The 25428-nt window shown below is 71.8% G+C and carries 23 protein-coding genes; 14 read left to right on the top strand and 9 right to left on the bottom strand.

What is annotated here, in order from left to right:
- Positions 1-56 precede the first annotated feature (56 nt).
- The 3 genes from AB0C82_RS05420 to AB0C82_RS05410 are packed head-to-tail and all read right to left on the bottom strand — an operon-like array spanning position 57 to position 3273.
- The gene (locus AB0C82_RS05420; RefSeq protein WP_362836450.1) at positions 57-1700 is read right to left on the bottom strand and encodes a transporter; all 1644 of its coding nucleotides are present in this window, start codon (positions 1698-1700) and stop codon (positions 57-59) included.
- The gene (locus AB0C82_RS05415) at positions 1697-2548 is read right to left on the bottom strand and encodes an ABC transporter ATP-binding protein (protein WP_362836448.1); all 852 of its coding nucleotides are present in this window, start codon (positions 2546-2548) and stop codon (positions 1697-1699) included. The genes AB0C82_RS05420 and AB0C82_RS05415 overlap by 4 nt, the downstream gene beginning before the upstream one ends.
- 38 nt (positions 2549-2586) lie before the next feature.
- Positions 2587-3273 (bottom strand): bifunctional DNA primase/polymerase, encoded by a 687-nt coding sequence (locus AB0C82_RS05410; RefSeq protein ID WP_362836446.1) that lies wholly within the window; start codon positions 3271-3273, stop codon positions 2587-2589.
- 262 nt (positions 3274-3535) lie between these two features.
- Between AB0C82_RS05410 and AB0C82_RS05405 the strand changes: the two genes are divergently transcribed.
- On the top strand, positions 3536-4918 hold the full coding sequence (locus tag AB0C82_RS05405) for a transcriptional regulator (RefSeq protein WP_362836444.1): 1383 nt from the start codon (positions 3536-3538) through the stop codon (positions 4916-4918).
- A 159-nt stretch (positions 4919-5077) separates the two neighbouring features.
- A complete protein-coding gene (locus tag AB0C82_RS05400) occupies positions 5078-6667 on the top strand; it encodes a hypothetical protein (protein ID WP_362836442.1) in 1590 nt (529 codons plus the stop codon).
- Between the two features lie 69 nt (positions 6668-6736).
- Here the strand turns inward: AB0C82_RS05400 and AB0C82_RS05395 are convergent, their stop codons facing one another.
- Positions 6737-8008, bottom strand: a complete 1272-nt coding sequence (locus AB0C82_RS05395) for an ABC transporter substrate-binding protein (protein WP_362836440.1) — start codon at positions 8006-8008, stop codon at positions 6737-6739.
- Between the two features lie 174 nt (positions 8009-8182).
- Between AB0C82_RS05395 and AB0C82_RS05390 the strand changes: the two genes are divergently transcribed.
- On the top strand, positions 8183-8629 hold the full coding sequence (locus AB0C82_RS05390; RefSeq protein WP_362837071.1) for a hypothetical protein: 447 nt from the start codon (positions 8183-8185) through the stop codon (positions 8627-8629).
- Between the two features lie 28 nt (positions 8630-8657).
- Positions 8658-9560 (top strand): formyltetrahydrofolate deformylase, encoded by a 903-nt coding sequence (gene purU, locus AB0C82_RS05385; RefSeq protein ID WP_362836438.1) that lies wholly within the window; start codon positions 8658-8660, stop codon positions 9558-9560.
- Positions 9561-9589: 29 nt separating this feature from the next.
- Here purU and AB0C82_RS05380 read toward each other — a convergent pair whose 3' ends face one another.
- Both AB0C82_RS05380 and AB0C82_RS05375 read right to left on the bottom strand, forming a co-directional pair.
- Positions 9590-10999, bottom strand: coding sequence for a zf-HC2 domain-containing protein (locus AB0C82_RS05380; protein ID WP_362836436.1), 1410 nt, complete (start codon positions 10997-10999; stop codon positions 9590-9592).
- The gene (locus AB0C82_RS05375) at positions 10996-11589 is read right to left on the bottom strand and encodes a sigma-70 family RNA polymerase sigma factor (protein ID WP_362836434.1); all 594 of its coding nucleotides are present in this window, start codon (positions 11587-11589) and stop codon (positions 10996-10998) included. Before AB0C82_RS05375 ends, AB0C82_RS05380 begins: the two co-directional genes overlap by 4 nt.
- Before the next feature lie 235 nt (positions 11590-11824).
- On the opposite strand from AB0C82_RS05375, the gene AB0C82_RS05370 reads away from it, so the two are divergent.
- On the top strand, positions 11825-12199 hold the full coding sequence (locus AB0C82_RS05370) for an STAS domain-containing protein (RefSeq protein ID WP_362836432.1): 375 nt from the start codon (positions 11825-11827) through the stop codon (positions 12197-12199).
- 82 nt (positions 12200-12281) lie between these two features.
- Positions 12282-12803, top strand: a complete 522-nt coding sequence (locus AB0C82_RS05365) for an EF-hand domain-containing protein (RefSeq protein WP_362836430.1) — start codon at positions 12282-12284, stop codon at positions 12801-12803.
- Positions 12804-12848: 45 nt separating this feature from the next.
- Here the strand turns inward: AB0C82_RS05365 and AB0C82_RS05360 are convergent, their stop codons facing one another.
- Positions 12849-14387, bottom strand: a complete 1539-nt coding sequence (locus AB0C82_RS05360) for an AMP-binding protein (RefSeq protein WP_362836428.1) — start codon at positions 14385-14387, stop codon at positions 12849-12851.
- Positions 14388-14538: 151 nt separating this feature from the next.
- On the opposite strand from AB0C82_RS05360, the gene AB0C82_RS05355 reads away from it, so the two are divergent.
- The 4 genes from AB0C82_RS05355 to AB0C82_RS05340 all read left to right on the top strand — a co-directional run bounded on the left by AB0C82_RS05355 (position 14539) and on the right by AB0C82_RS05340 (position 18864).
- Positions 14539-15732: an amidohydrolase family protein gene (locus AB0C82_RS05355; protein ID WP_362836426.1), complete on the top strand. Its 1194-nt coding sequence runs from the start codon at positions 14539-14541 to the stop codon at positions 15730-15732.
- On the top strand, positions 15729-16886 hold the full coding sequence (locus AB0C82_RS05350) for an acyl-CoA dehydrogenase (RefSeq protein ID WP_362836424.1): 1158 nt from the start codon (positions 15729-15731) through the stop codon (positions 16884-16886). Before AB0C82_RS05355 ends, AB0C82_RS05350 begins: the two co-directional genes overlap by 4 nt.
- Positions 16887-16892: 6 nt before the next feature.
- Positions 16893-17855 carry an acyl-CoA dehydrogenase family protein gene (locus AB0C82_RS05345; RefSeq protein WP_362836422.1) on the top strand — a complete coding sequence of 321 codons (963 nt, stop codon included), beginning with the start codon at positions 16893-16895 and terminating at the stop codon, positions 17853-17855.
- Positions 17856-18315: 460 nt separating this feature from the next.
- Positions 18316-18864: an ATP-binding protein gene (locus AB0C82_RS05340; RefSeq protein WP_362836420.1), complete on the top strand. Its 549-nt coding sequence runs from the start codon at positions 18316-18318 to the stop codon at positions 18862-18864.
- Here AB0C82_RS05340 and AB0C82_RS05335 read toward each other — a convergent pair.
- A complete protein-coding gene (locus AB0C82_RS05335) occupies positions 18783-19709 on the bottom strand; it encodes a cyclase family protein (RefSeq protein ID WP_362836418.1) in 927 nt (308 codons plus the stop codon). The genes AB0C82_RS05340 and AB0C82_RS05335 overlap by 82 nt on opposite strands.
- A gap of 84 nt (positions 19710-19793) precedes the next feature.
- Here AB0C82_RS05335 and AB0C82_RS05330 point away from each other — a divergent pair, with 84 nt between their 5' ends.
- The 3 genes from AB0C82_RS05330 to AB0C82_RS05320 all read left to right on the top strand — a co-directional run bounded on the left by AB0C82_RS05330 (position 19794) and on the right by AB0C82_RS05320 (position 23040).
- A complete protein-coding gene (locus tag AB0C82_RS05330; RefSeq protein WP_362836416.1) occupies positions 19794-20708 on the top strand; it encodes an SDR family oxidoreductase in 915 nt (304 codons plus the stop codon).
- 101 nt (positions 20709-20809) lie between these two features.
- Positions 20810-21952 carry an acyl-CoA dehydrogenase family protein gene (locus tag AB0C82_RS05325; protein ID WP_362836414.1) on the top strand — a complete coding sequence of 381 codons (1143 nt, stop codon included), beginning with the start codon at positions 20810-20812 and terminating at the stop codon, positions 21950-21952.
- Entirely contained in the window at positions 21949-23040 is a 1092-nt protein-coding gene (locus AB0C82_RS05320) for a Zn-dependent alcohol dehydrogenase (protein ID WP_362836412.1), read from the top strand. Before AB0C82_RS05325 ends, AB0C82_RS05320 begins: the two co-directional genes overlap by 4 nt.
- Before the next feature lie 18 nt (positions 23041-23058).
- Here the strand turns inward: AB0C82_RS05320 and AB0C82_RS05315 are convergent, their stop codons facing one another.
- Complete coding sequence (locus AB0C82_RS05315) at positions 23059-24057, bottom strand: helix-turn-helix domain-containing protein (protein ID WP_362836410.1); 999 nt, start codon at positions 24055-24057, stop codon at positions 23059-23061.
- 60 nt (positions 24058-24117) lie between these two features.
- Here AB0C82_RS05315 and AB0C82_RS05310 point away from each other — a divergent pair, with 60 nt between their 5' ends.
- Complete coding sequence (locus tag AB0C82_RS05310; protein WP_362836408.1) at positions 24118-25407, top strand: MFS transporter; 1290 nt, start codon at positions 24118-24120, stop codon at positions 25405-25407.
- Positions 25408-25428 lie beyond the last annotated feature (21 nt).

The raw sequence follows: 25428 nt of genomic DNA, 5'->3' as shown, positions 1-25428 counted from the left end.
CATCCGTACCCCCGGTCCTCCCCACCGACGAGGCCCCGACCGTCCCCCGGCCGTGGTCAGCCCTTGCTGACCGCGGCCAGGATCTCCGGAAGCCGGCGTGCCGTACGGGGCGCGGCCAGCCGGAGCCCCGCCCAGGCGATGAGCACCCCGTACACGGCCCCCACCGGCAGCACCGGCCACAGCCGGCCCGGCATGTCGCTCGTACGCAGCACGATGGTGAGGGTGATCACCGGCGCGCAGAGCAGCAGGGCCGACACCATGCCGCCGAGGATCGAGATCCAGGCGAGCCCTGCCTGCCCCGGCGCCACGTTCTTGAACGCGCCGTCCTGCGGGATCGAGTACGGGTACAGCGCGGACGCCAGCGCGCCGGTCGCCAGCATCGCTCCCAGGATGGCGAAGGACAGGCCCATCACCTCCGGCAGTTTTCGCCAGTCCTTGAGCACCGCAGCCGTCACCACGGTCACCAGCACCGTGTACGGCAGCGTGATCAGCAGCAACGCCAGCGCGCGTGCCCGGAGTTCGACGTAGGCGTCACGGGTCGACGAGATCGTCAGGGAGACCATCCAGAAGGCCGAGGTGTCCTGGCCGAACTGGTTGTACATCTGGATGCCGAGCATTCCGGCCGCGAAGCACGCCAGGTAGACCGAGCCGGTGCCCTGCAGTGCGTTGAGCAGCGGGACGAGCAGGCCGACGGCCAGCGCCGCCACCCAGGTCGCCTTCGTCTTCGGGTCCCGCACGATGTAGCGCAGACTGCGCTCCATCACCGTGCCCGTGCGGCCTTCGGGGAGCAGTCCGAAGAGTCCGGAGCGGCCCGTGCCGGACTTGGTGCGGGCCGGTGCGGCCGCCGCGAGCGTGGATCCGTCGGGTGCCGTCATCAGCTTCGTCAGGCTCCGCTGCCACAGCCACACGAGGACGGCCAGCGCCACCGCGGAGAGCAGCAGTTGCAGCGCGGCCCGTCCGTACGCCCCTTCCGACGCGGAGCTCACCGCGCCGATCGCCGAGGCGGGCGGCAGCCAGCCCACCACGTCCGCGGCCGGTTCCAGGGAGGCGAGCCCGCCGGCCTGACCGAGCCGCTGCATACCGAAGTTGACGAACTGGAAGCCCACCGCGATCACCAGCCCGCTGAGGACCGCCAGGTCACGCCCCTTGCGGGAGGTCAGCAGCCGGACGTTGGCCGTGGCGACGGACCGCGCGAGCGCGACACAGACCAGCAGCGTCAGGGGGACCGCCACCACCCCGGTCACCGCGGCCGCCGCCCCGTGCGCCACCGCAGCGACCGAGCCGAGGGCCAGGCAGAGGGTGAACAGCGGGCCGATGCCGACCATCGAGGCCACCAGCAGGGCGCCGATGAGCGGGCGGGGGCGCAGCGGAAGCATGACCAGACGGCTCGGGTCGAGTGTCTCGTCGCCGCTCGGGAAGAACAGCGGCATCACGGCCCAGCCGAGCGCCATCACCCCGGTCAGCAGCACCACGAGGGCCGTCGCGTGGGCGTTGCCGCGCAAGGCGATCAGGCCGATCACCTGGCCGAGGGCCAGCAGCAGCGAGAAGACCATGGACGCGACGTACGCGGCCTTCCGGCCGGACGACTGGCGCAGCCCGTTGCGCAGCAGCGTCAGTTTGAGCCGGACGAAGACGGGGACGAGCCCCTCCGCCCGGCCGGCCGGGGCGGCGGTCCCCACGGGGGCGTCGAGCACGGTCATCGGGTGCCACCCAGCCAGTCCAGGGAGTCACCGGCGTCACGGCCGCCCGCGGCGCCGACCAGCTCCAGGAAGGCGCTCTGGAGGGAGGGGGCGTCGCCCCGTACCTCCGCGAGCGTGCCCTGGGCGCGGATTCGGCCGGCGGCCATGACGGCCACCCAGTCGCACAGCGACTCGACCAGTTCCATCACATGGCTGGAGAAGACGACGGTCGCGCCGGACCGGGTGTACCGCTCCAGCACCCCGCGGATCGTCTGTGCGGACACCGGGTCGACACCCTCGAACGGCTCGTCGAGGAAGAGCACTTCAGGGTTGTGCAGCAGCGCGGCGGCGAGCCCGATCTTCTTCCGCATACCGGTCGAGTAGTCCACGACCAGCTTGTGCTGCGCGCCCGCCAGATCCAGTACGTCGAGCAGCTGGGTGGCCCGCTTGTCCACCTCGGCGCCCGGGAGCCCGCGCAACCGGCCCATGTAGGCGAGGAGTTCGCGTCCGGAGAGCCGCTCGAAGAGGCGCAGCCCCTCCGGGAGCACCCCGATGCGGGACTTCACCTCGACCGGGTCCAGCCACACGTCGTGGCCGCCGACCTCGATCTTCCCCATGTCGGGCCGCAGCAGTCCCGTCACCATCGAGAGCGTGGTGGTCTTCCCCGCGCCGTTGGGTCCCACGAGTCCGATGAACTTGCCCGCGGGCAGCTCCAGATCGATTCCCGCGACAGCGATCTGATCCCCGAACCGCTTCCACAGGCCCTGGACACGGACGGCGGGCGGCGCCGTCCGCGCACCGCCCGCCGCAACAGTCCCGTCCGCCTCGAACGTTCCCGATGTCTCAACTGCTTCTGCCCGGTCAGGCATGGCACGGCCTTTCGATATCCCCGATTGTGGGGACCACCCTACGAAAGGCGCGCCTTGGCGTCCGCAGCCTCCCGCGCACAGGCGTAGGCGAGCGGGCTGATCAGCTCCTCCGCGTCCGGCAGCCACCGGTTGGCGGGGGTGGGGCGCCGGGCCCACTGCACCGCTCCGCGCCCGCCGAGCCGGGTCGGCGGACCGGCCACGTAATGACCGTCGCCGCGGCCCACCAGGTCGATGGTGTCGACGTTCCACCCGAGGTTCCGTACGAGTTCGGGGGCCTTGGCGGCGGCTCCGGGGAGCACGAAGAACAGCATCCGGCGGTCGGGGGTGCAGGTGACGGGGCCGAGCGTCAGCGCCATCCGCTCCATCCTGGCGAGGGCCAGGAAACCGGCGGACTCCGGGACGTCGATCGCGTCGAAGGTGCGCCCGGTCGGCATGAGGATCGAGGACGTCGGCTGTTTGGACCACATCCGGCGGGCCGCCGCCGCGCTGCCTGTCGCCTGGCCCGCCCAGTCCGGCCGGGTGGGATGGGCTCCGGCGGCGACGCAGTCGGTGTCCCCGCACGAGCAGCGCTCCACCCCCTCGACTGCTTCCAGCCAGGTGCCCGGGAACACGTCCCAGTGCCGCTCCTCCGCATAACGCACCGCGGCGTCGAGCAGCTGTTCACCTCGCTGTTTGGGGACCTGTGCGGTTTCCGTGACTCCGATGGGCTCTTCCACGAACAGCACAACTCCCGCCGCCACCTGGGGTTACGGGCGCGGCGAACCCGGTCACGGTGCATCGATCCTGCATATGGGGCGCATCGAGGCATGGACGGGGGCGCGCGTGCGGCGGCGCATCGATGTGCGGGTAGCCACATACAGGACTGTGCGATGACCCGTGCCGACAAACAGCGACAGCTCCTACCGAATGCCGATGAATATGCGCATTTCTTGTATATGTGCCGGGCAGTGATCACCTCCACCTATCACTGCGGTCCCAGGGGGAAACATGGCAGCCAGACCTCTCGTCGCCCGCCAGCCGAACGAAAGGCTCCAGACACTCATTCAGGAAGCCGCCTGCTCGAACGCGGGCCTCGCCCGCCGCGTGAACATGGTCGGGGCGGAGCGCGGACTCGACCTCCGCTACGACAAGACGTCCGTCGCCCGGTGGCTGCGCGGACAGCAACCACGCGGCAGGGCACCGGGAATCATCGCCGAGGCGCTCGGCCGCAAGCTGGGCCGTACGGTCACGGTCGACGAGATCGGCATGGCCAACGGCAAGAACCTCGCCTCCGGCGTCGGCCTCCAGTTCGCCCCGACCGTGCTCGGCGCCATCGAGCAGGTCAGCGAGCTGTGGCGCAGCGACGTGGGGCGGCGCGATCTGCTCTCCGGAACGGCGGTGGCGGCGTCGGCACTCGTCGAACCCAGCCGCGACTGGCTGATCACGGGAGCGGACCCACAGGTCGCCCGGACCGCGGGCGCCCGCGTCGGTATGCCCGATGTGGCGGCGGTGCGGGCGATGACGGCCGCTCTCGTCGACCTCGACCACCGGTTCGGCAGCGGACACGTGCGGCCGGTCCTGGTGCACTACCTCAACAGCGTGGTGTCCGGGCTGCTTTCGGGGGCGTACCGCGAGGCGGTCGGCCGGGAGCTGTTCGGTGCCGTGGCACGGCTCACGGAGCTTGCCGGGTACATGGCGGTGGACACCGGGCAGCCCGGGCTCGCCCAGCGGTACTACATCCAGGCGCTGCGGCTGGCCCAGGCGGCGGGCGACCGGGCCTACGGCGGTTACGTGCTGGCCGCCTCGATGAGCCATCTCGCCGCCCAGCTCGGCAACCCGAGGGAGATCGCCCAGCTGGCGCGGGCCGCTCAGGAGGGTGCGCGGGGCCGGGTGACCCCGCGGACCGAGGCGATGTTCTTCGCCGCCGAGGCGCGTGGGCACGCCCTGCTGGGCGACGCCCGTACGTGCCAGGTGGTGGCGGGCCGCGCGCTGACGGCGCTGGAGCACGCGGACGGCGACAGCGGTGACGACCCGCCGTGGATCGCCCACTTCGACGCGGGCTACCTCGCGGACGAACTGGCGCACTGCCACCGCGATCTCGTGCAGGGCGAGGCGGCGGCCCGCCGGGCGACGGAGGCGCTGGCCGCGCTGCCGGAGACCAAGGCCAGGCGCAGGGGCATCGGACTGGTGCTGCTGGCGACCGCGCAGGTGCAGATGAGGGAGGTGGAGCAGGCGTGCCACACGGGGACCCGTGCGATGGAGCTGCTGGCGACGGTGCGTTCCAGCCGGGGCGCGGAGTACCTCGATGACTTCCAGCAGCGGCTCGTGCCCTACGGGAGCGAGCCCGCGGTCCGTGAGTTCGGCGCCCGGCTGGAGCTCCAGGCGGCCTGAGAGGCGGTGCGGAAGGGCCGTCCGCCGGGGTGATCAGGGGCGGCGGGGTGCACGCTCCCGTGTGAAGGGGTGGTGAGCGGCATCACGCGCTTGGCGGAGTGCGGCAGCCACCCGATAGCGTGAGCCGACGATTCCGTAGGTTGACACGTAGGAGTCCCGGTGACGCAGAGCGGACAGGGTGACGAACAGCAGAACCCTGCTGTACGGCCCGCGCACGAAGGTGTCGTGCTGCCCGCGGAGGGCGGTGCCCCGTGGAACGCGGCCCCGCCCGCGGCAGGGCCGGCCGATCAGGCCGTCCCCGCGGGAGGACAGCCGTGGGGATCGCCCTGGGGGCCCCAGGGCGGTCAGCCGCAGCTTCCGGAGGCCCCGGCGCCCGGGCAGCTGCCGCCCGCACAGCCGTACGCGGGCGGCCTGCCAGGTCCGTACGGGAACGCCCCGGCGCAGCCGCAGCCGGGGGAGTATCCGGCGCAGCCGGGCCAGTACCAGCAGCCGGGCCAGTACCAGCAGGGCCCGTACGCGCCGCAGCAGGACCAGGGCCGGCACCAGCACCAGGAGCCGTACCAGGGCGGGCAGCAGCCGCAGGGCGGCGGGTACCAGCCCCAGCCCCACGGACAGAACCCGTCGCAGCCCCTGCCGTACGCGCAGCCGCTGCCGCCGGAGGCCGTGCCGGGGCTCGCTCCGGGGGCGGGCGGGGACGCCGACGCCACGCAGTTCATCGCGCCCGTGCCCGGCGGTTCCGGTCCCGGCGGGCTGCCGCCCGAGCGTCCCGCCGAGTCGACGACGTACCTGGGGCAGGCCGCTCCGGGCGAGGCCGACGCGACGCAGCTCATACCCCCGGTGCCCGGCGGAGCCCCGTACGGGATCAGGCCCGGGACGCCCGGTGAGCGCCCGCCGCCGGCCGAGTTCGACAACCTCTTCCGCAGCGAGGCGCCTTCGGGCGCGACGCAGCAGATGCCGCACTTCGACTCCTCGCAGCAGCAGGGCCGGCCGCAGCAGCCGGGCCAGTACCAGCAGCCGCCCCAGCAGCCGCACGGCCCTCAGGGCTACCAGTCCGGGCTCGGGGGCCTCCAGGGCGCCCAGGGGATGCCGGAGCCGGAGTACGACCAGGAACCGCGGCGCAAGCGGTCCGCGCACGTCCCGCTGATCGCCGCCGTCGTCATCGGGTGTGCCGTCATCGGACTCGGTGCGGGCGCCCTGATGAGCGGCGGCGACGAGGAGCCGGACGACAAGAAGCCGGTGGCCTCGCAGAGTTCGGCCGCCGCCCAGCCCAGCACGGAGCCTGCGGCGGACCCCGCCGAGCCGCAGGCCAAGGCTCTCGACAAGCTGCTCGCCGACAGCAACAACAGCCGGTCGGCCGTGATCAGCGCGGTCGAGAAGATCAAGTCGTGCCAGGCCCTGGACCAGGCCGCGAACGATCTGAAGGGGGCGGCCCAGCAGCGCCGCGACCTGGTGACGCGGCTCGGCGAGCTCACCATCGACAAGCTGCCGCAGCACGCCGCGCTGTCGTCCTCCCTGACGAAGGCGTGGCAGGCGTCCGCGTCGGCCGACGACCATTACGCCGCGTGGGCCGTGCAGGCCAAGAACAACAAGAAGATCTGCAAGGGCGGCCACGCCAGGTCGACCAACGAGACGGCGCAGGCCACCGTGCGCAGCGGCGAGGCCACCACGGCCAAGCGGCAGGCGTCCACCCTGTGGAACTCCATCGCCGCGAAGTACGCGCTGCCCAAGCGCACCCCGCAGGACCTCTGACCCGTCATGGCGTGACGTCGGACGGCCCGGCCCGGATCTCCGGGCCGGGCCGTCCGCGTCACGCCGGCGTCAGCTGACGCCCCAGGCGTCCGACAGGGTCTCCGAGACGTCCACGAAGCCCTTCCGCTCGGCGACGAGACGGCCCTCGCGGACCACCTGGAACGTCACCCGCCCGTTGATGATGCGCGGGTACGCCGAGGTGCCGAGCATGTCCTTGAAGCGCCAGCGCAGCACCGGCGTGAGCCCGCCGGTGTCCACCTCGGTGCCCCGGTTGAGGCTGGCGGACACCTTCCCGGGCGTGATCCGCGACGCGTCGATCTCCTCGATGACCGCCCGCAGCACGGTGTACGCGATCCAGGTGGTCTGCACCCCGGTGTCCTCCGGGTCCACCCGGTTGTCGGCGAACGCGAACTGGCGGATCACCCGGCGCATCTCCGCCCAGCGGGAGTCGTTCGAGTCCGGGTACCAGCCGGTGACGTACGCACCCTCGAAGGGGCTGTTCCGCCCGCCCGTCCGGTCGATGAGCGGCTGGCCGACACTGCCGAGGACCGACGAGACGCGTACGCGGCTGCCCTCCGGTTCGAGCCGGCGGAAGGAGTCGAAGAACGTCTCCGTACGGTCGCCGAGCACCGCGGTCACACAGCCGTCACCGGCCTCCAGTGCCCGGGCGGCCTGGGCGTCGTACGAGGTGGCCTCCTCCGGCGCCAGGATGTCGACGGACTTGGGCCGACGGGACTCCACGAGACTGGTGTTGAGGAGCGTCGGCATACCGTCGCCGCTGATCGAGTCCGGGCGTACCAGGGAGACCTGCTCGCAACCGGCCGCCAGCTGCTTGCCGTTGCCCGCCAGGAGCGCCGACTGGCCGCCGTTGACGGGGTAGGAGTTGTAGCTCGTGAACTCCTCGGTGGAGGCGCCGTAACCGCCGACGTACGGGATGCCGGCGGCTTCCAGCGGAGCCATGAACGCCTGTCCGTGCCGGCTGTAGGAACCGACCACCGCCACGGCGTCCTGCTTCACGGCCTCGCGGGCACACCGGCCCGCGCCGAGCAGGGTGTCGCCCTCGTCGCAGGTGATCACGCGCAGTTCGTGACCGTCGATGCCGCCCTTCTCGTTGACCCAGCGGGCGTACGCCGTCGCCATGGCCGAGACGCCGGCCATCGCGTGCGGCGAGCCGTCGGGTGCGCGGTCGGGGGTCCAGGTCATCACCGTCACGGGCTCCCGGGAGCCCCCCGAGGAGCCTGGGAGTACGCCGCAGCCGGAGGTGAGCACCGCCCCGGCGACGGCCGTGGCGGTGAGGAGTCGGAAGGGGCGGAGTGGGGTGAGGCGTCGCCGTCCGGTCATGGGCATGAACATTTCCGGGCCCGGGGTAACGCCGCAGTGTGCTCCGCGCAACGCTCGGTGACGTCCAGGTGAATTACGGGGGGCCGTACGCACACGACTGAAGGGAACGTACGATCGACCACCGTGCAGCAAGGTTCGGAGAACACTTCCCGTCGCGGCCGTCGCTCCTCCACCATGGGCGGCATGCCGCTCAACGACATGCCCTGGTGGCGCTGGCGCAGCAATGTGCGCTCGGCGCTGCACATGCTTTCCGACCCCGTCTTCCACCATGACTGCTGGCTGGCCGGCCGGGAGGGGTACGGCGACGTCACCGACGCCGTGTACCGCCTGGTCGAGGACACCTGGCTGGACAACTGGTCGGCCGAGAAATACGTCGGCACGATCTTCCGTGACTCCGGCGAGGCCGCCCTCGTGGACGTCGCCGCGCTCCGGGTGCTGCGGATCATGCACCAGGTCGGCGCCGACGCCCCGGTGTCCGCCTACCTGGAGCACCACGGCTGGCCGGAGGCCGTACGGGCCGCCCGCGACGCCCATGTGATGCTCGCCACGAACGACGGCGAGGACCCGGACACTCCGCCCCACTCGCTGGACGTGCTCCGCATCATGACCAGATCGGCCTGAGACGGAGCGGGTGTGGCACCCTACGGGCATGACCGCGCCGCAGCCTGCCGATAACGTCCCCGCCGCTGCCTCGGACGCCGAGTCCGAGCAGTACATCCTCACGCTCTCCTGCCCGGACAAAAAGGGCATCGTGCACGCCGTGTCGAGTTATCTCTTCATGACCGGCTGCAACATCGAGGACAGCCAGCAGTTCGGGGACCACGACACCGGTCTGTTCTTCATGCGCGTCCACTTCACGGCGGACGCCGGAGTGACGGCGGAGAAACTGCGGGCCAGCTTCGCGGCGATCGGCGACTCTTTCCGGATGGACTGGCAGATCCACCGCTCCTTCGAGCGCATGCGGATCGTCCTGATGGTCAGCAAGTTCGGGCACTGCCTCAACGACCTGCTGTTCCGGTCGAGCAGTGGCGCGCTGCCCGTCGAGATCGCGGCCGTCGTCTCCAACCACACGGACTTCGCGGAGCTCGTCGCCTCCTACGGCGTCCCCTTCCGGCACATCCCGGTGACCAGGGAGACCAAGGCGGACGCGGAGGCGCAGCTGCTGGAGCTGGTCCGGGAGGAGGGCGTCGAACTGGTGGTGCTCGCCCGCTACATGCAGGTCCTCTCGGACGACCTCTGCAAGCAGCTGAGCGGCCGGATCATCAACATCCACCACTCGTTCCTGCCGAGCTTCAAGGGCGCGAAGCCGTACCACCAGGCCCATGCCCGGGGCGTGAAGCTGATCGGCGCGACCGCGCACTACGTGACGGCGGACCTCGACGAGGGGCCGATCATCGAGCAGGAGGTCGAGCGCGTCGGTCACGGCGTCACGCCGGACCAGCTGGTCGCCGTCGGCCGTGACGTGGAGTGCCAGGCGCTGGCGCGCGCGGTGAAGTGGCATGCGGAGCGCCGCATCCTGCTGAACGGCCGCCGCACCGTCGTCTTCCCGTAGGTCCCGGTCCCGCGAGCGGTACCCGGGCGCTACAGACGGCTCATGGCCGCCGCCGCGAAGAGCACGTCGCGGATGGCCTCGCGGTCGCCCTCCTGGCCCGCCGCCGCTTCCACCGGCGAGATGTGGCCGGCGACGAGCTGGCAGAACTCCACGCCGTCGAGCGCGACCTGCGCCACCGTGCGGTCGGGGGAACCGACCGCGGCCGGTGAGTCCAGTGCGATGTACCAGTCGCCGCCGCCGAGGCCCTCGACCTCCAGGTGGAGCGAGCGGCCCGGGGTGCCGGCCGTGACGAGTTCGCGCGCCGGACCCGCGAGGCCGGCACGGCGGCGCCCGGCGAGCGCGGCCGGGAGCATCCGCGCGGCCAGGTCGATCATCCGGTGCAGATGCGTCGGGGAGGGCGCCTCGTACGGATAGTCCACCGCCGCCGCGATGTCCCCGCCGTGCACCCAGCACTCGAAGGCCCGGTCGAGCAGGGAGTCCTGGAGCGGGAGGGCGAAGTCCCCGTACGAGACGGAGAGTTCGGCGACGCCGCGGCCGGCGAAGGACGCCGACCTGATGAGGGAGTGGCTCTGCTCGCGCCAGGGCTCACGGACGGTCCTGGTCAGCGGTCGATAAGCGGCTGCCCAGTATGTTTCGGTCCGCTCGACGGGTGACTGGGGCCGCTCGCCGTCGCCCAGCGGATCTTCGAGGCCGAGCGCCGTGGAGACCAGGCCGTCGACGGTCATCAGATGCCCTATCACTCCGGCCACCGTCGTCTTCCGGTTGACGGCGCGCTCGCCCTCGAACCATCTCAGCCGGACCGGGGCGTGCCACTCCGCATCGCCGATGTCGCTGAGCAGGGCGTCGAGCCGGGCGGTCTCCGCGTCGTACGGGGTGGCCCACGGCGGTACCGGGATCTTGGCAGGGCGGCGGCCCAGACAGCCCTCGATGACCCGGGAGCGGAGCAGCGGGTCGAGGTCCAGACTGCGGTCGGTGTGCAGGAGGCCCACCGCGTCGCGCAGGCGCAGGGCCTCGTCCGCGCAGGGCGCGCACCCGGTGAGGTGCTCCTCCACGGCCGCGGTCTCCTCGGCGGAGCAGGCGGCCAGGGCCCATGCGCCCAGCAGGGCCTTGAGGACCCGGTGGGTGAGGGCGGGCGCGGACGGTGGTGCCACGGGGAATTCCGGTTCCGGTTCAGGTGGGGTCGGAGCTGGTGCGGACTCTTCGGGCTCGGTGGGATCTTCGGTCTCGGCGGGGCTCTGGCGTTCGGTGGGACCCTCGGGCTCCTCGGCGTGGGGGCCGGGGAGGGAGGGTTCGGCGGGCGCCCGGGGGAGCGGGGGCACGGCTGACGGGAGGTCGAAGTCGTCGACGGCGGCCCGGGGGCCCGGTACGCGCCGGGCGCCCCGCACCTCCTCGTCGCGCTCCTCGCCCCCGCGGCTGCCGCCGCCGTGACCGCCGCTCACAGGGACCGCCCGTATCCGGGCGGGGACGACCCCTCCAGCGGGCGGGCGTTCGCGGTGGAGAGCAGCTGGAGACCGAGCCGCAGCCGCCGCCTGGCCTCGTCCTCGGTCACTCCGAGGTCGGCGGCGGTCTGGCGGTAGTCCCGGCGCTGGATGTACGCGAGCTCCAGGGCGGCGCGCAGGGGAGCGGGCATCGAGGCCACGATGTAGTCGGCGCGGGCCGCCGCCGTGGCCCTGCGGACGCGCTCCTCCAGGTCCTGCGGACCCGGGGCGTCCTCGTCGTCCTCGGCGGCCCCGTACGGGGAGGGCTCCGCGTTCCGCAGGCGCTGCACGGACTGGCGGTGGGTGAGCCTCGCCACCCAGGACCTCATCGAGCCCTGCTTCGGGTCGTACGCGTCCGGGTTCTCCCAGACGTAGCCGAAGACCTCGCGGGTCACCAGGTCGGCGGCGTCCTCGTCGTCCAGCATCCGGTGGGCCTGACTGTGGACGAGTGACGCGAAACGGTCGTACAGCTCTCCGAGCGCCGCCGCCTCGCCACGTGCCAGCCGCTGCTGCATCCTGCGGTCCCAGCGGGGTGGTGCGTCCTTTGCCATGAATCCCCCAGCCCTGTACCCCTCGTCACGTCGAATGTAGTCGCGCGCACCGTCCGCGAAGGGGCTTTGCACCAAGTAAGCCCAAGTACGCACCCGCGAGGGCGCCGGATGCTAAGGGCATGCCCTTGGGGAAACTGTCCCCGCTCGGCGTTTCGCGGTGATAGAGATGGGCAGCCGCGATAAGGAACGCAAACTTCCGAATCGCCGGACTCCCCTGAACGAGAGGTCCAGTCGCGTGACGCTGAAGGTGGACGAATCCGAACAGGGTCCATGGACCGTACTGCGCATACGCGGCGAACTCGATCTCGTGAGCTCACCCGTCGTACGCCAGTCCGTCCACGAGGCGGTGGCCGAGGGCCGGCATGAAGTGGTGCTCGATCTCACAGGGGTGTTCTTCTGCGACTCCAGCGGCGTCGGCGTGCTGATCGCCTCCCGCCGCCTGATGAAGTCCTGCGGAGGCCGGCTGCGCCTGGTCCTCCCGGCCCGCGGCGCGGAGGACGGCTCCCACGTCAACAAGGTGCTCGGGGCCCTGGGAGTGCGCCGGCTCTTCGAGACCTACCCGGACGCGGAGTCGGCGACGATGGAGGAAGCCCATCCGCTCTCCGCGTGACACCTCGATGAAACGCCATGTTGTAACACCGGTAGCCCGCGATAGTGACACGTCGCGGACGTGGGCGTCGTACGCTCCCCGCATGGACAGCGCAGAGTACGAGCGCAAGATCGCGCACCGGTTCGCCGCCTTCGACCAGGACGGCAACGGCTATATCGATCGCGCCGATTTCAACGCCGCGGCAGCACGGCTGCTCAAGGAGTTCGGTACGACCGCCCGATGTGACAAGGGCCAGGCGCTCTACACGGGCGCCGAGGCCTTCTGGCAGGGCATGGCGGGCATCGCCGATGTGGACGGGGACCAGCGGGTCACCCGCGAGGAGTTCATCGGCGGGGCGGTGAAGCGGCTCCGTGACAACCCCGAGCGCTTCGCGGAGATCGCCAGGCCCTTCCTGCGCGCGGCGATCGCCGTCGCCGACAACGAGAACGACGGGGCCGCCTCGCTGGAGGCCGTCGAGCGGGCCCTGAGGGTGCTGGGTGCCGACGCCGGGGCAGCGGCCGCCGCCGCGCGGCAGCTGGACACCGACCGGGACGGGCGGGTGGCCGAGACCGAGGCGGTCGGCGCGTTCGCGGCGTACTTCACGGTGATCCTGCCGGACGCGTAGGCGGCTCCGGCCGCCCCGGCCGGGGGCCCCGCGGGGACCCCCGGCTCAGGCGAACCTCTCGCGCAGTTTGTACTTGAGCACTTTGCGCAGGGCCTCGTTACGGGGCAGTGCCTCCAGCACCTCCAGCTGTTCCGGCAGCTTGTGCGGGGAGAGGCCCTCGGCGCGCAGGAAGCCGGTGATCTCCGCCAGGGTCGGCGGCGCGGTTCCGGCGGGCTGCTCGATCACCGCGCAGACCCGTTCGCCGCGCTCCGGGTCCGGAAGGCCGATCACCGCCGCGTCGGCGACGGCCGGGTGTCTGTGCAGGAGGTCTTCTATCTCCTTGGCGGAGACGTTCTCGCCCTTGCGGATGATGATGTCCTTGATCCGGCCGGTGAGCGCGAGGTGTCCGGTCTCCCGCAGGTGTCCGATGTCGCCCGTGACCAGGAAGCCCTCGGAGTCGAAGGCCGGCGTCCCCCGGTCCAGATAGCCCTGGCAGACGGCCTCGCCGCGCAGGCGCACCTCGCCGTCCGTGCCGTGGGGGAGTGCTTTCCCCTCCCCGTCCGTGATCCGTATCTCCATCCCGGCCGGCGGCCGGCCCTCCGTGGTGGCGAGGTTCTCCGCCGTGTCGTCCGGTGAGCCCATGGTGATCATGGGGACCTCGGTCATGCCGTAGCCGTGGGTCAGCCGGACGCCCATCTCCCGTACGACCGCGTGATGGAGCTCGGGCGGTTTGGGCGCCCCGCCGCCCGCGAGCAGGCGCAGGCTGGGGATCAGAGGGCGCGTGGGGTCCTTGCGCTGCTCGGTCAGGAACATCGAGTAGAACGCGGTCGAGCCGCCTGCCACCGTCACCCCGTGACGCCGGTACTCCGTGAGCGCACCCGGCAGGGCGAACTGCTCGAAGAGCACGGCGGGGAAGCCGTAGAGCAGCAGCATCACGGCGTAGTCGGGGCCGCCGATGTGGGCGAACGGGAACGCGATCGAGCCGACGTCCCGCGGCGTGAGGTGCAGTGCGTGGGCCAGGCAGGAGCCGCCCGCGATGAGGCTGCGGTCGGTGTGCAGGACGCCCTTGGGGTCGGAGGTCGTGCCCGAGGTCCAGTAGATCCAGCGGGGTGCCGTGCCGTCGGCCGGTGGTGGGGGCAGCACGGCCGGATCGCCGTCGGGGAGTGTGTCGTACGCCTCGAGGACGCGGGGCGGGCGGGGGAGCCCGGCCGACAGCCGGTGCGCCATCGCCGTGTGGTCGAACCCGCGCCAGGTGCCGGGTACGGCGAAGAACCCGGCCTTCGACTCGCGGAGCGCGAAGCTCACCTCGCGGTCCCGGTAGAAGGGGATCACCGGCGTCTGAACGGCTCCGATGCGGGTGAGCGCGAAGGAGAGCAGCACGGTCTCCACGCGGGTGGGCAGCTGCCAGGCGACCACGCTGCCGGGGCGTACGCCGAGTCCGTACAGGCCGGCCGCGACGCGCTCGCAGCGCTCCCTGAGCTCGCCGAAGGTCAGGGTGCGGTCGTCCTGGAGGAGCACGGGGCGCTCCGGGGTCAGGGCTGCCCGGCGTTCGATCAGTTCCCAGAAGGTGCGGGAGGCGCCCAGGGCGTGTGCGGTGTCGGTCACGTCGGTCCCCTCGTAGCTGACGAGTAGTCAGATAGTGCGGAGAGCGTAGGACTCCGCGCCTTGTCGGTCCAGGGGTGCGGAGCTAGCCTGAGAGCCGTAACCGAATCTGACGGACCATCAGATACGTGCAGAGTGCGCCGGAGGGGACACCATGACGGAACTGCCTCGGATCGTCAGCGTCGACGACCACGTGATCGAGCCGCCGCACCTCTTCTCGACCTGGCTGCCCGCGAGATACCGCGAACGCGGGCCGCAGCCGCTCACCGCGGGTATCGGCGAGCTGGCGTACACGGCGGGCAGGTACGTCATCACGATGGACCCGGACGGGCCCCCCACCGACTGGTGGATCTACGAGGACCTGAAGTTCCCGTACAAGCGCAACATCGCGGCGGTCGGCTTCGACCGCGACGACATGACGCTGGAGGGCATCACCAGGGCCGAGATGCGGCGGGGGTGCTGGGACCCGGTCGAGCGGCTCAGGGACATGGACCTCAACCACGTCGAGGCGAGTCTCTGCTTCCCGACGTTCCCGCGCTTTTGCGGCCAGACCTTCGCCGAGGCGCACGACAAGGAGGTCGCGCTCGCCTGCGTCCGCGCCTACAACGACTGGATGGTGGAGGAGTGGTGCGGTGACAGCGGCGGGCGGCTGATCCCGCTCTGCATCATCCCGCTCTGGGACATCGGTCTCGCGGTGGCGGAGATCAGACGGAACGCGGCGCGCGGGGTGCGGGCGGTGACCTTCTCGGAGATCCCCACCCATCTGGGACTGCCGTCGATCCACACCGGCTACTGGGACCCGTTCTTCGCGGTCTGCCAGGAGACCGGGACGGTCGTGAACATGCACATCGGGTCCAGCTCGCAGATGCCCGCCGCCTCCCCGGACGCCCCTCCCGCCGTGCAGGCCGCTCTCTCCTTCAACAACGCCATGGCCTCGATGATGGACTTCCTGTTCAGCGGGGTGCTGGTGAAGTTCCCGACGCTGAAGCTTGCGTACAGCGAGGGCCAGATGGGATGGATCCCGTACGCGCTCGAACGCGCCGACGACGTGTGGGAGGAGCACCGGGCGTGGGGCGGGGTGCGCGACCTGATCCCCGAGCCGCCCTCCACGTACTACTACCGGCAGATGTTCTGCTGCTTCTTCCGCGACAAGCACGGGGTGGCCTCCCTGGACGTCGTGGGGCGGGACAACGCCACCTTCGAGACGGACTACCCCCACGTCGACTCGACGTTCCCGCACACCAAGGAGGTCGCGCTCGACCACGTCAAGGGACTGGACGACGAGACCGTCTACAAACTGATGCGCGGAAACGCCATCCGGATGCTGGGTCTGGACCTCGACCGGTGACCGATCTGTCGTACAGCGAGGAGGAGGACGCGTTCCGGGCGCGGCTCCGCGAGTGGCTCGACGGGGTGCTCCCCGGGCTGCCCGCCAAGCCCTCGCCCGACGACTGGCCCGGGCGGCGGGCGTACGACGCGGCCTGGCAGCGGATGCTGTACGACGCCGGGTACGCGGGGCTGCACTGGCCCGTCGACGCGGGCGGGCAGGGCGCGACCCCGACCCGGCAGCTGATCTTCCTGGAGGAGACGGAGAGGGCAGGGGCCCCGTACGTCGGGGCGAACTTCGTCGGGCTGCTGCACGCCGGGCCGACCGTGGCGGCGGAGGGGACGGCGGAGCAGCGGGCCCGCTGGCTGCCGCCGGTGCTGCGGGGCGAGGAGATCTGGTGCCAGGGCTTCTCCGAGCCGGATGCCGGTTCGGACCTGGCGGCGCTGCGGACCAGGGCGGTGCGCGACGGCGATCACTACGTGGTCAGCGGCCAGAAGATCTGGACCTCGCACGCGGAGGTCGCCGACTGGTGCGAGCTGCTCGTGCGTACGGACCCCGGGGCGCCGAAGCACCGGGGGATCAGCTGGCTCGCGATGCCCATGGACGCCCCGGGCGTGACGGTACGGCCGCTGCGGACGCTCGCCGGATCGACGGAGTTCGCCGAGGTGTTCCTCGACGAGGTGCGGATCCCGGTCGGCAACCGGGTGGGTGCGGAGAACGACGGCTGGCGCGTGACGATGGTGACGCTGTCCTTCGAGCGCGGGACCGCCTTCGTCGGCGAGGTCGTCGCCTGCCGGCGCACGCTGGCGGAACTGGCGGACGAGGCGCGTGCGACGGGGCGGTGGGACGACGCCGTGCTGCGCCGGAGGCTCGGCAGGCTGAACGCCGAGTTCCGGGCCCTGTGGCGGCTCACCCAGTGGAACGTCAGTGAGGCGGAGCGCAGCGGCGGTGTGCCGGGCGCCGGGGGCTCCGTGTTCAAGCTGCGCTACTCGCAGGCGCGTCAGGAGCTGTACGAGGCGGCGGCCGAGGTGCTGGGTGCGCAGGCGTGGGACCTCGACCGGGAGTGGGTGCTGGACCGGCTGTCCTCGCTCTCGTACACGATCGCCGCGGGCACCTCGCAGATCCAGCGGAACATCGTCGCCGAGCGGATACTCGGCCTGCCGAAGGGGCGCTGAGCGACTGTGGACTTCTCGCTTTCGGAGGACCAGCGGGCCCTGCGGTCGGGGATGCGGGAGCTGCTGGCCGGGCGGTTCGGCAGGGAGCGGATGCGGGCGGCGGCGGAGGGCGGCGGAGGTGTCGACCGGGGGTTGTGGGCGGAGCTCGGTGCGGCCGGCTTCTTCGCGCTGCGCCTGCCCGAGACCGAGGGCGGGGTGGGGCTCGGGCTGCCGGAATCCGTCCTGCTGTTCGAAGAGGCGGGCCGGGTGCTGCTGCCGGGGCCCCTCGTCGCCACGCATCTGGCCGCGGGAGTGGTGAAGGGGGCCGCGGAGGGGCGGGCCGTGGTCACCGTCGTGGACCGGAGCGGTCCGGTCGCGGACCTCGCCGGCGCCGACGCGGTGCTGGTGCTGGGGGACGCGGTGTCCCTGGCGGCGGGGGATTCCACGAGGGCGGCGGCCGTCGCCGTGCGGTCCGTCGACCCGCTCACGGCGCTGCACCGGCCGGCCCGGCCCGTCACCTGCACGGAGGCACTGCCTCAGCTGTCCCCGCGCACCCTGCGGTACGAGGGCGCCCTGCTCACCGCCGCCGAGCAGCTCGGCAGTGCCGCCATGAGCACGGAAACGGCGGTGCAACACGCCCGTGGACGTCAACAGTTCGGAGTGGCGATCGGTTCCTTCCAGGCGGTCAAACATCTTTGCGCCCAGATGCTGGTACGTACGGAACTGGCCCGCGCCGCCGTGTACGCGGCGGCCGTGACGGGTGACCCGGTCGAGACGGCGGGCGCCAAACTGCTGGCCGACGAGGCCGCCGTGCGTAACGCCCGGGACTGTCTCCAGGTGCACGGCGGTATGGGCTTCACCTGGGAGGCAGACGTCCATCTGCATCTGAAGCGGGCGTGGCTGCGTTCCGGAAGGTGGCTCACCGCGGCGGAAGCGGAGGAGCTGCTGGCGCGCGACCTGGGGGCCGGGGAGAGGGCGGGGCCCGACTGACGCCCTCCGGTCGGATCGCGGCAGGGCTCTGGGGTGTGCTGTCACACAGTGCAGCCGGTCTGCGTCGATACCGGGTTGTGTCCTATGCGTGATTCGTCACCGGCCGGAGTCGGGGCCGCGCTCGGGTACGCTCCGTTGGATGCGAGTGCTTCTGGAACCGGACGATCCGGGTGTTGCCTGTGCGGCGACTCCGGATCGGGTGCGGTGCCCTGCTCGCGGTACGAGGAGCTGCGCCGGGCCTGGCCGGGAAGCGATTCCCGCGGTGCCGGTGTGCTCCTGTTCGACTCCCCGCAATGCGCGTCGCACAGTATGCAGCACGCGTACTCCTTCGCGCTGGAATATGCCCGAAGCGCTTGTTGCGGTGACTGTACGTCAACCATGCTGTCTCGCAAGGGAATCACGTTCCGTGACCCTGAGGAGGCGCGAGGCGATGTGTCCGCCGGTTCGGATGGTGTGAGCGGTGCAGGTGCTTCAGGTTCAGCTGGAGGTCGGGCCGGATCCCGCGGAGGTGGGGCGGGCCCGCAGATGGGCGCGGTCGAGGCTGGTCGGGTCCGGAATAGGAGATGACGAGCCGCTCGCGGAGACGCTCATTCTGCTGATCTCGGAGCTCGTCACCAACGCGGTCGTCCACACCGGCTGTCCTGCCGTGCTGCGGATGCTGTTCGGCTCGGCCGGAGAGGTCGGGACCGTCCGTGTCGAGGTAGCCGACGCCAGCGGCTGTCCGCCCCGGCCCCGGCACGCGGAGGGCGACGACACCAACGGGCGCGGCCTTGAACTGGTGGACGGCCTCGCGGACCGCTGGGGCTGGCAGCCGGAGGGCGCCGGGAAGCAGATCTGGTGCGAGGTCGACAGCGGCGTTCCGCTGCCGGCCCCGGCGACGGTGGTCACGGCAGGTCCCGTCGTGATCCAGGCGGCGCCGTTCGGCGCTCAGAGGACGGCGACCGGGGCGACGGGAGTGCCGGTGGCGCCGGTGAACGGCTCGGGCATCGCGCAGAGCAGGAACGCGTAGCGCTCGTCCTGCGCACACGCTGTGGACAACGCTTCGAGGTTCCAGTTCTGACCCTGGAGCATCCCCATCTCGACGAGGTCCAGGGCGTGCACGGGCAGCCACAGGTCCTCGATCTCCGGCGGGAAGATCTCGAAGGTCAGCGTGTCGTTGGCCACCGCGGCGACGTCCCGTGCGTGGAACCACCCGGGCGTGCGCACCGAGAGGCCGGGTGACGGATAGGCGTACGCGTGCTTGTCGCCTGCCAGATACACCTGGATCTGCCCCGTCCGTACGAGCACGACGTCACCGGCCCTGACCCGGACGCCCGCGAACTCCTCCGCCGCGTCGAGGTCCTCGGGTGTCACGGCGTGGTCGCCGGGCAGCCGGTCGAGGCCATGGGCGCGGGCCACGTCCAGCAGGACCCCGCGGGAGACGACCGGCGGCGCCGAGGCGATCGAGCTGAACCGCGCTCCGCCGTGCGCGGTCACGGTGGCGGCGGGACGCCCGTTGTAGATCTTCCCGCCGTGCGAGGCGTGGGTGAGCGCGTCCCAGTGGGTGGCCGCCTGGAGGCCCATGGTCACGGCGTCGTCGCTGGTGGCGACGGTCCCGGGCCCGAAGATCTCCTGGTTGATCTGGACCATCGTATGAAGCGGGTTGACCCGCCCCGGGATCAGTCCGCTCTGCACCCCGTCCTGTTGCAGCGGGAGCGCGAGCGGGATCCGGCGGCCCGTGCGGACGGTGGCCGCGGCCTCCCGTACGACCGCGCCGGTGATCAGGTTGAGGGTGCCGATCTCGTCGTCGGCGCCCCAGCGGCCCCAGTTGTTGACCCGCTTCGCGAGGGCGTGGAACTCGGGGGGCAAGGACATGGCGGCCTCCTGGGTCTTGTGCCGGGGCGTCCGACTACCCGTAAAATCTAACGGTCCGTCAGAAACCGCGGGAAGGGGCCGGGCATGGGGAACTTCTTGGCAGGCAAGGTGGTCGCCGTCACGGGGGCGGGCCGTGGCATAGGCCGGGCGGTCGCCCTTGCGGCGGCGGCCGACGGGGCGAGGGTCGTCGTCAACGACTACGGGGTCTCCGTCGAGGGCGGCGAACCGACGAGCGAGATCGCCGCGTCCGTGGTCGAGGAGATCGAGGCGGCCGGCGGGGAAGCGGTGGCGGTCGCCGACGACATCTCCACGATGGCGGGCGGGCAGCGGATCGTGGACACCGCCCTCGCACGGTACGGACGCATCGACGGGGTCGTGTGCGTGGCCGGGATCCTGCGCGAACGGATGCTGTTCAACATGTCCGAGGAGGAGTGGGACCCGGTGGTCGCCACCCACCTCAAGGGCACGTTCACGGTGTTCCGCGCGGCGTCGGCCGTGATGCGGAAGCAGGAGGGCGGCGGCACGCTGATCGGCTTCACGAGCGGCAACCACCAAGGGAGCGTGGCGCAGGCCAACTACAGCGCGGCCAAGGGCGGGATCATCTCGCTGGTGCGGAGCGCGGCGCTCGGCCTGCACAAGTACGGGGTCACGGCGAACGCGGTCGCGCCGGTCGCGCGGACCCGGATGTCCGCGAACGTCCCCATGGAACTCAAGGAGATCGGCGAGCCGGAGGACGTGGCGGCCCTGGTGGTCTACCTGCTGAGCGAGCGGGCGCGCGCGGAGGGGATCACGGGGCAGGTGTACACGGTGGCGGGCCCGAAGATCGCGGTGTGGGCGCAGCCGCGGGAACTGCGGGCGGGGTACGCGGAGGGTGCGTGGACGCCGGAACGCATCGCGGACTTCCTGCCGGGGACGGTGGGGACCGATCCGATGCCGATGCTGGAGCGCCTCGGGGAGATGGCGGCGGCCGCGGCAGCGGGAACCCGCCCGAACGGATGACCCGCCCGGGCCCCCGCGGCGGCTGAGGGGCGGGGGTGCTGGGATGCGGGGGCGGAGCCCCCGGAGTTCGGACGCTGACGACGACGGACAGGAGCCGCACCGTGGACTTCCGCTTCGGGCCCGAGGACGAGGCCTTCCGGGCACAGGCCCGCGCCTGGCTGGGGGCCAGGACAGCGGCCACCGGCCGGGACTGGGAGCGCGAGCTGGGCGAGGACGGCTGGATCGGGCTCGGGTGGGAGGACACCGCAGGGCCCGGCTACGGCAACCGGCACGCGAGCCTGACCCAGCAGGTCGTATGGGCCGAGGAGTACGCCCTGGCCGCCGCCCCCGCCCGCGTCGGCCACATCGGAGAGAACCTGCTCGCCCCCACACTGATCGCGTACGGCACCGAGGAGCAGCGGAACCGCTACCTGCCTCCGGTCGCACGCGGCGAGGCGCTCTGGTGCCAGGGGTACAGCGAACCGGGCGCGGGTTCCGACCTGGCGGCCGTCCGCACGTCCGCGGTGCGGGACACCCGGCGCGGCGGGTACGCGGTCACCGGCCAGAAGATCTGGACCTCGCTCGCCGTGGACGCCGACTGGTGCTTCGTGCTCGCGCGCACGGAGCCCGGGTCCGCGCGCCACCACGGGCTGTCGTTCCTCCTGGTGGACATGGACCAGCCCGGCCGTGTCGAGGTGCGGCCGATCCGCCAGATGTCGGGGACCAGTGAGTTCAACGAGGTCTTCTTCGACGGGGCGGTGGCCGTGGAGGCCGTGGGCGGCGAGGGCGGCGGCTGGACGGTCGCCATGGGCCTCCTCGCCCTGGAGCGCGGAGTCTCCACCCTCGTCCAGCAGATCGGTTTCGCCGCCGAACTCGACCGGGTCCTGCGGGCCGCCGTCGACGGCGGCACCGTCACCGATCCCGTCCTGCGCGCCCGCCTCGTCACGCAGTGGGCCGAGCTGAAGACCATGCGCTGGAACGCCCTGCGCACCCTCGGCGGTACGGGCGGCCCCGGCGCACCCAGTGTGGCCAAGCTGCTCTGGGGCGGCTGGCACCAGCGGCTCGGTGAACTCGCCGTGGAGGTCAGGGGGGCGGCCGGCGCCGTCGGGCCGCGAGCCTGGACGCCGGAGTCCCCGTACGAACTCGACGACGCACAGCGCCTCTTCCTGTTCAGCAGGTCCGACACCATCTACGGCGGCTCGGACGAGATCCAGCGGAACATCATCGCCGAGCGGGTGCTCGGCCTACCGAGGGAGACCGGATGAAGGGCGTCGTTTTCGACGGCACACGGACCGAGGTCGTCGACGATCTGGAGATACGCGACCCGGCGCCCGGCGAGGTGCTGGTGGCCGTCGCCGCCGCCGGACTGTGCCACAGCGACCTGTCGGTGATCGACGGCACGATCCCGTTCCCCGTGCCGGTGGTCCTGGGGCACGAGGGTGCGGGCGTCGTCGAGGCGGTCGGTGCGGGTGTCACCCATGTGGTGCCCGGTGACCATGTGGCGCTGTCGACCCTGGCCAGCTGCGGGGCGTGCGCGCAGTGCGACCGGGGAAGGCCCACGATGTGCCGGAAGGCGATCGGGATGCCGGGCCGGCCGTTCTCGCGCGGGGGCAGGAAGCTGTTCCAGTTCGCCTCCAACTCCGCGTTCGCCGAACGCACGCTGGTCCGCGCCGTGCAGGCCGTGAAGATCCCGGACAGCCTGCCGCTGACCTCCGCCGCGCTGATCGGCTGCGGGGTGCTGACGGGAGTCGGAGCCGTCCTCAACCGGGCGAAGGTCGACTGCGGCGAGACGGTCCTCGTGATCGGCACCGGCGGCATCGGCCTCAACGTCATCCAGGGGGCCCGGATCGCGGGCGCGCTGACCGTCGTCGCCGTCGACGCCAATCCGGCGAAGGAGGCGGTGGCCCGGCAGTTCGGCGCGACGCACTTCCTGACCTCTACGGACGGCGTGCGCGACATCCTGCCGACCGGCGCCGACCACGCCTTCGAGTGCGTGGGCCGTACGGAACTGATCCGTCAGGCGATCGACCTGCTGGACCGGCACGGGCAGGCGGTCCTCCTCGGGGTCCCGGCGGCGACCGCGGAGGCCTCCTTCCTCGTCTCGTCCATGTACCTCGACAAGTCGATCCTGGGCTGCCGGTACGGTTCCTCGCGCCCGCAGCGGGACATCGCCCTCTATGCGGACCTGTACCGCGACGGCCGTCTGCTGCTCGACGAGCTGGTGACGAAGACGTACCCGGTGGAGGACTTCGCCAAGGCCGCGGACGACGCCCACCACGGGCGGGTGGCGCGCGGGGTCCTGGTCTTCCAGGACGGCAGCACGGGTCTCCAGGACTGCCGCACGGGTCACTAGGGCTGCCGCACGGGTCTTCTAGGACTGCCGCACGGTCCCGGCCGTCGAGCGGAACGTCCTCCGGTACGCCGTCGGCGGCACCCCCAGCGTCGCCTGCAGGTGCTGGCGCAGCGAGGTGGCGGTGCCGAATCCGGCGTCCTGGGCCACCTGGTCGATGGACAGGTCCGTCGACTCCAGGAGGTGCCGGGCCCTTTCCACCCGTTGCAGGGCCAGCCACTGGCCGGGGCTGACGCCGACCTCCTCGCGGAAGCGGCGGGTGAACGTCCGCACGCTCATGGACTCCTGCCGCGCCATGTCCCGCAGCAGGATCGGCCGCTCCAGCCGTTCGAGTGCCCAGGCGCGGGCCGCGGTCGTGGTCGCGAACTGCGGCTCGGGGACCGGCCGGTGGATGTACTGCGCCTGGCCGCCGTCCCGGTGCGGAGGTACGACCGTGCGGCGTGCGATCTCGGTGGCGACAGCGGTGCCGTGGTCGCGGCGCACGATGTGCAGGCAGAGGTCGATCCCGGCGGCGACCCCGGCGGAGGTGAGGACGTCCCCGTCATCGATGAACAGGACGTCCGGATCGACCTTGACCCGGGGGAACAGCTTCTGGAAGTGGTCGGCGGACGACCAGTGCGTGGTGGCGGGCCGCCCGTCGAGGTATCCCGCGGCGGCGAGGACGTATCCGCCGGTGCAGATGGAGACCATGCGGGTGCCGGGCCTGATGTACGCGAGGGCGGCGGCCAGCTCCTCGGTGAGTCTGCCCTCGGTGAAGACGGGGCCCAGCTCGTACGACGTCGGGACGATCACGGTGTCGGCGGTGGCGAGGGCCTCCGGTCCGTGCTCGACGGTGATCGTGAAGTCCGCGTCCGTGCGGACGACGCCCGGTGGGCGTACGGAACAGGTCACGACCTCGTAGAGTTTCCGGGTTCCGCCGTCCGGTCCCCCGGACATGCTGCGGCCGAATATCCTCTGAGGGATGCCCAGTTCGAACGGGAGCAGCCCGTCGAGGGCAAGGACGACGATCCGATGCGGCACGGGTGACTCCTTTATTCTCTAGTTGGTATAGACCAAAAGCTGATACATGTCACCGGTGTGATGGAGAAGCAAGTAGACAGCGCCCGCATTCCCGACGCGATGCGTGAGGCCGGACCGCCGCATACGCCACCCACCGGGACGAAGGGTGCCGGCGGGGCCGGGGAGCTCTGGAACCGTAACTTCCGCCTCTTCTTCGTGGCGCGCGTCGTCGCTCTCTTCGGTGACGGCATGATCCCCGTCGCCCTCACCGCCGGTCTGCTGGGTGCGGGCCGCCCCGCGTCCTCGGTCGGGTTCGCGCTGGCCGCCTGGATGGGCCCGCTGGCGTTCTTCGTCCTCTTCGGCGGCGTGCTCGCCGACCGCTTCACCCCGCGCCGGATGATGATCATCGCGGACGCCCTGCGGCTGGTCGGGGCGGTCGTGCTCGCCGTGACCTTCGCGACGGGCAACCCGCCGCTCTGGGCGGTGTACGCGCTGAGTTCCGTGGCCGGGGTCGGTGCCGCGCTCTTCCAGCCGGGCGTCGCCTCGACCGTGCCCCGCGTCGCCACCGACGTACAGCGCGCCAACGCCGTGCTGAGGGTCGCGGAAGCCCTGATGACCATGGCGGGGCCAGCGTTCGCCGGTGTGCTCGTCGGGCTGGCCAGCGCCGGCGCGGTCTACGCGGCGAACGCGGCGACCTTCGCCGTATCGGGCGCGTGCCTCTTCCTGCTGCGCCTCGCCCCTGCCCCGTCCGACGGGGCGGCCCGTGGCACGTTCGTCGCCGAACTCGTGGACGGCTGGCGTGAGTTCATGGCGCGCTCCTGGCTGTGGGGGGTGATCGCGGTCTGGACGGTGTACGGATTCGCGGTCCTCGGCCCGATGCTCCCGCTGACCGCCGTCCTCGTCACCGAGGGGCACGGCTCGGCGACGTACGGCGTGATGATGGCGGTCAACGGCGCGGGCAGTGTGATCGGCGGGCTGCTCGCCCTGCGCCTGCGCCCGCGCCGCCCGCTCGCGGCGGGTGCGCTCGCCCTGCCCGGGGTCGCGCTGACCCTGCTGACACTCGGCTTCGACATGCCGGTGCTCCTGCTCGGGGCCGGGCAGCTCGTGGGGGGCGCGGTGTCCGCGTTCTGGCTGGTGATGTGGTCGACGACGGTGCAGACCCATGTGCCGCCCGAGGCATTGAACCGGTTGCACGCCTACGACGTGGCGGGATCGCTCCTGATGGTCGCGGCGGGCCGCGCGCTGGCCGGGCCCGTCGCCGAGAGGGTGGGGGTGTCGGAGGTGCTGCTGGCGGGCGCGGTGATCAACCTGCTGGTGGCCGCGGTGCTGCTGGGCGCGCGGCCGATCAGGCGGCTGGAGCGGATCGGGTGACGGGCAGGGGAACGGCGGGCG

It is taken from the genome of Streptomyces sp. NPDC048560, from assembly GCF_040650955.1.
Lineage (GTDB): Bacteria > Actinomycetota > Actinomycetes > Streptomycetales > Streptomycetaceae > Streptomyces.
The sequence above is the reverse complement of the archived record's forward strand: the minus strand, read 5'-3'. Positions and strand labels throughout refer to the sequence as shown.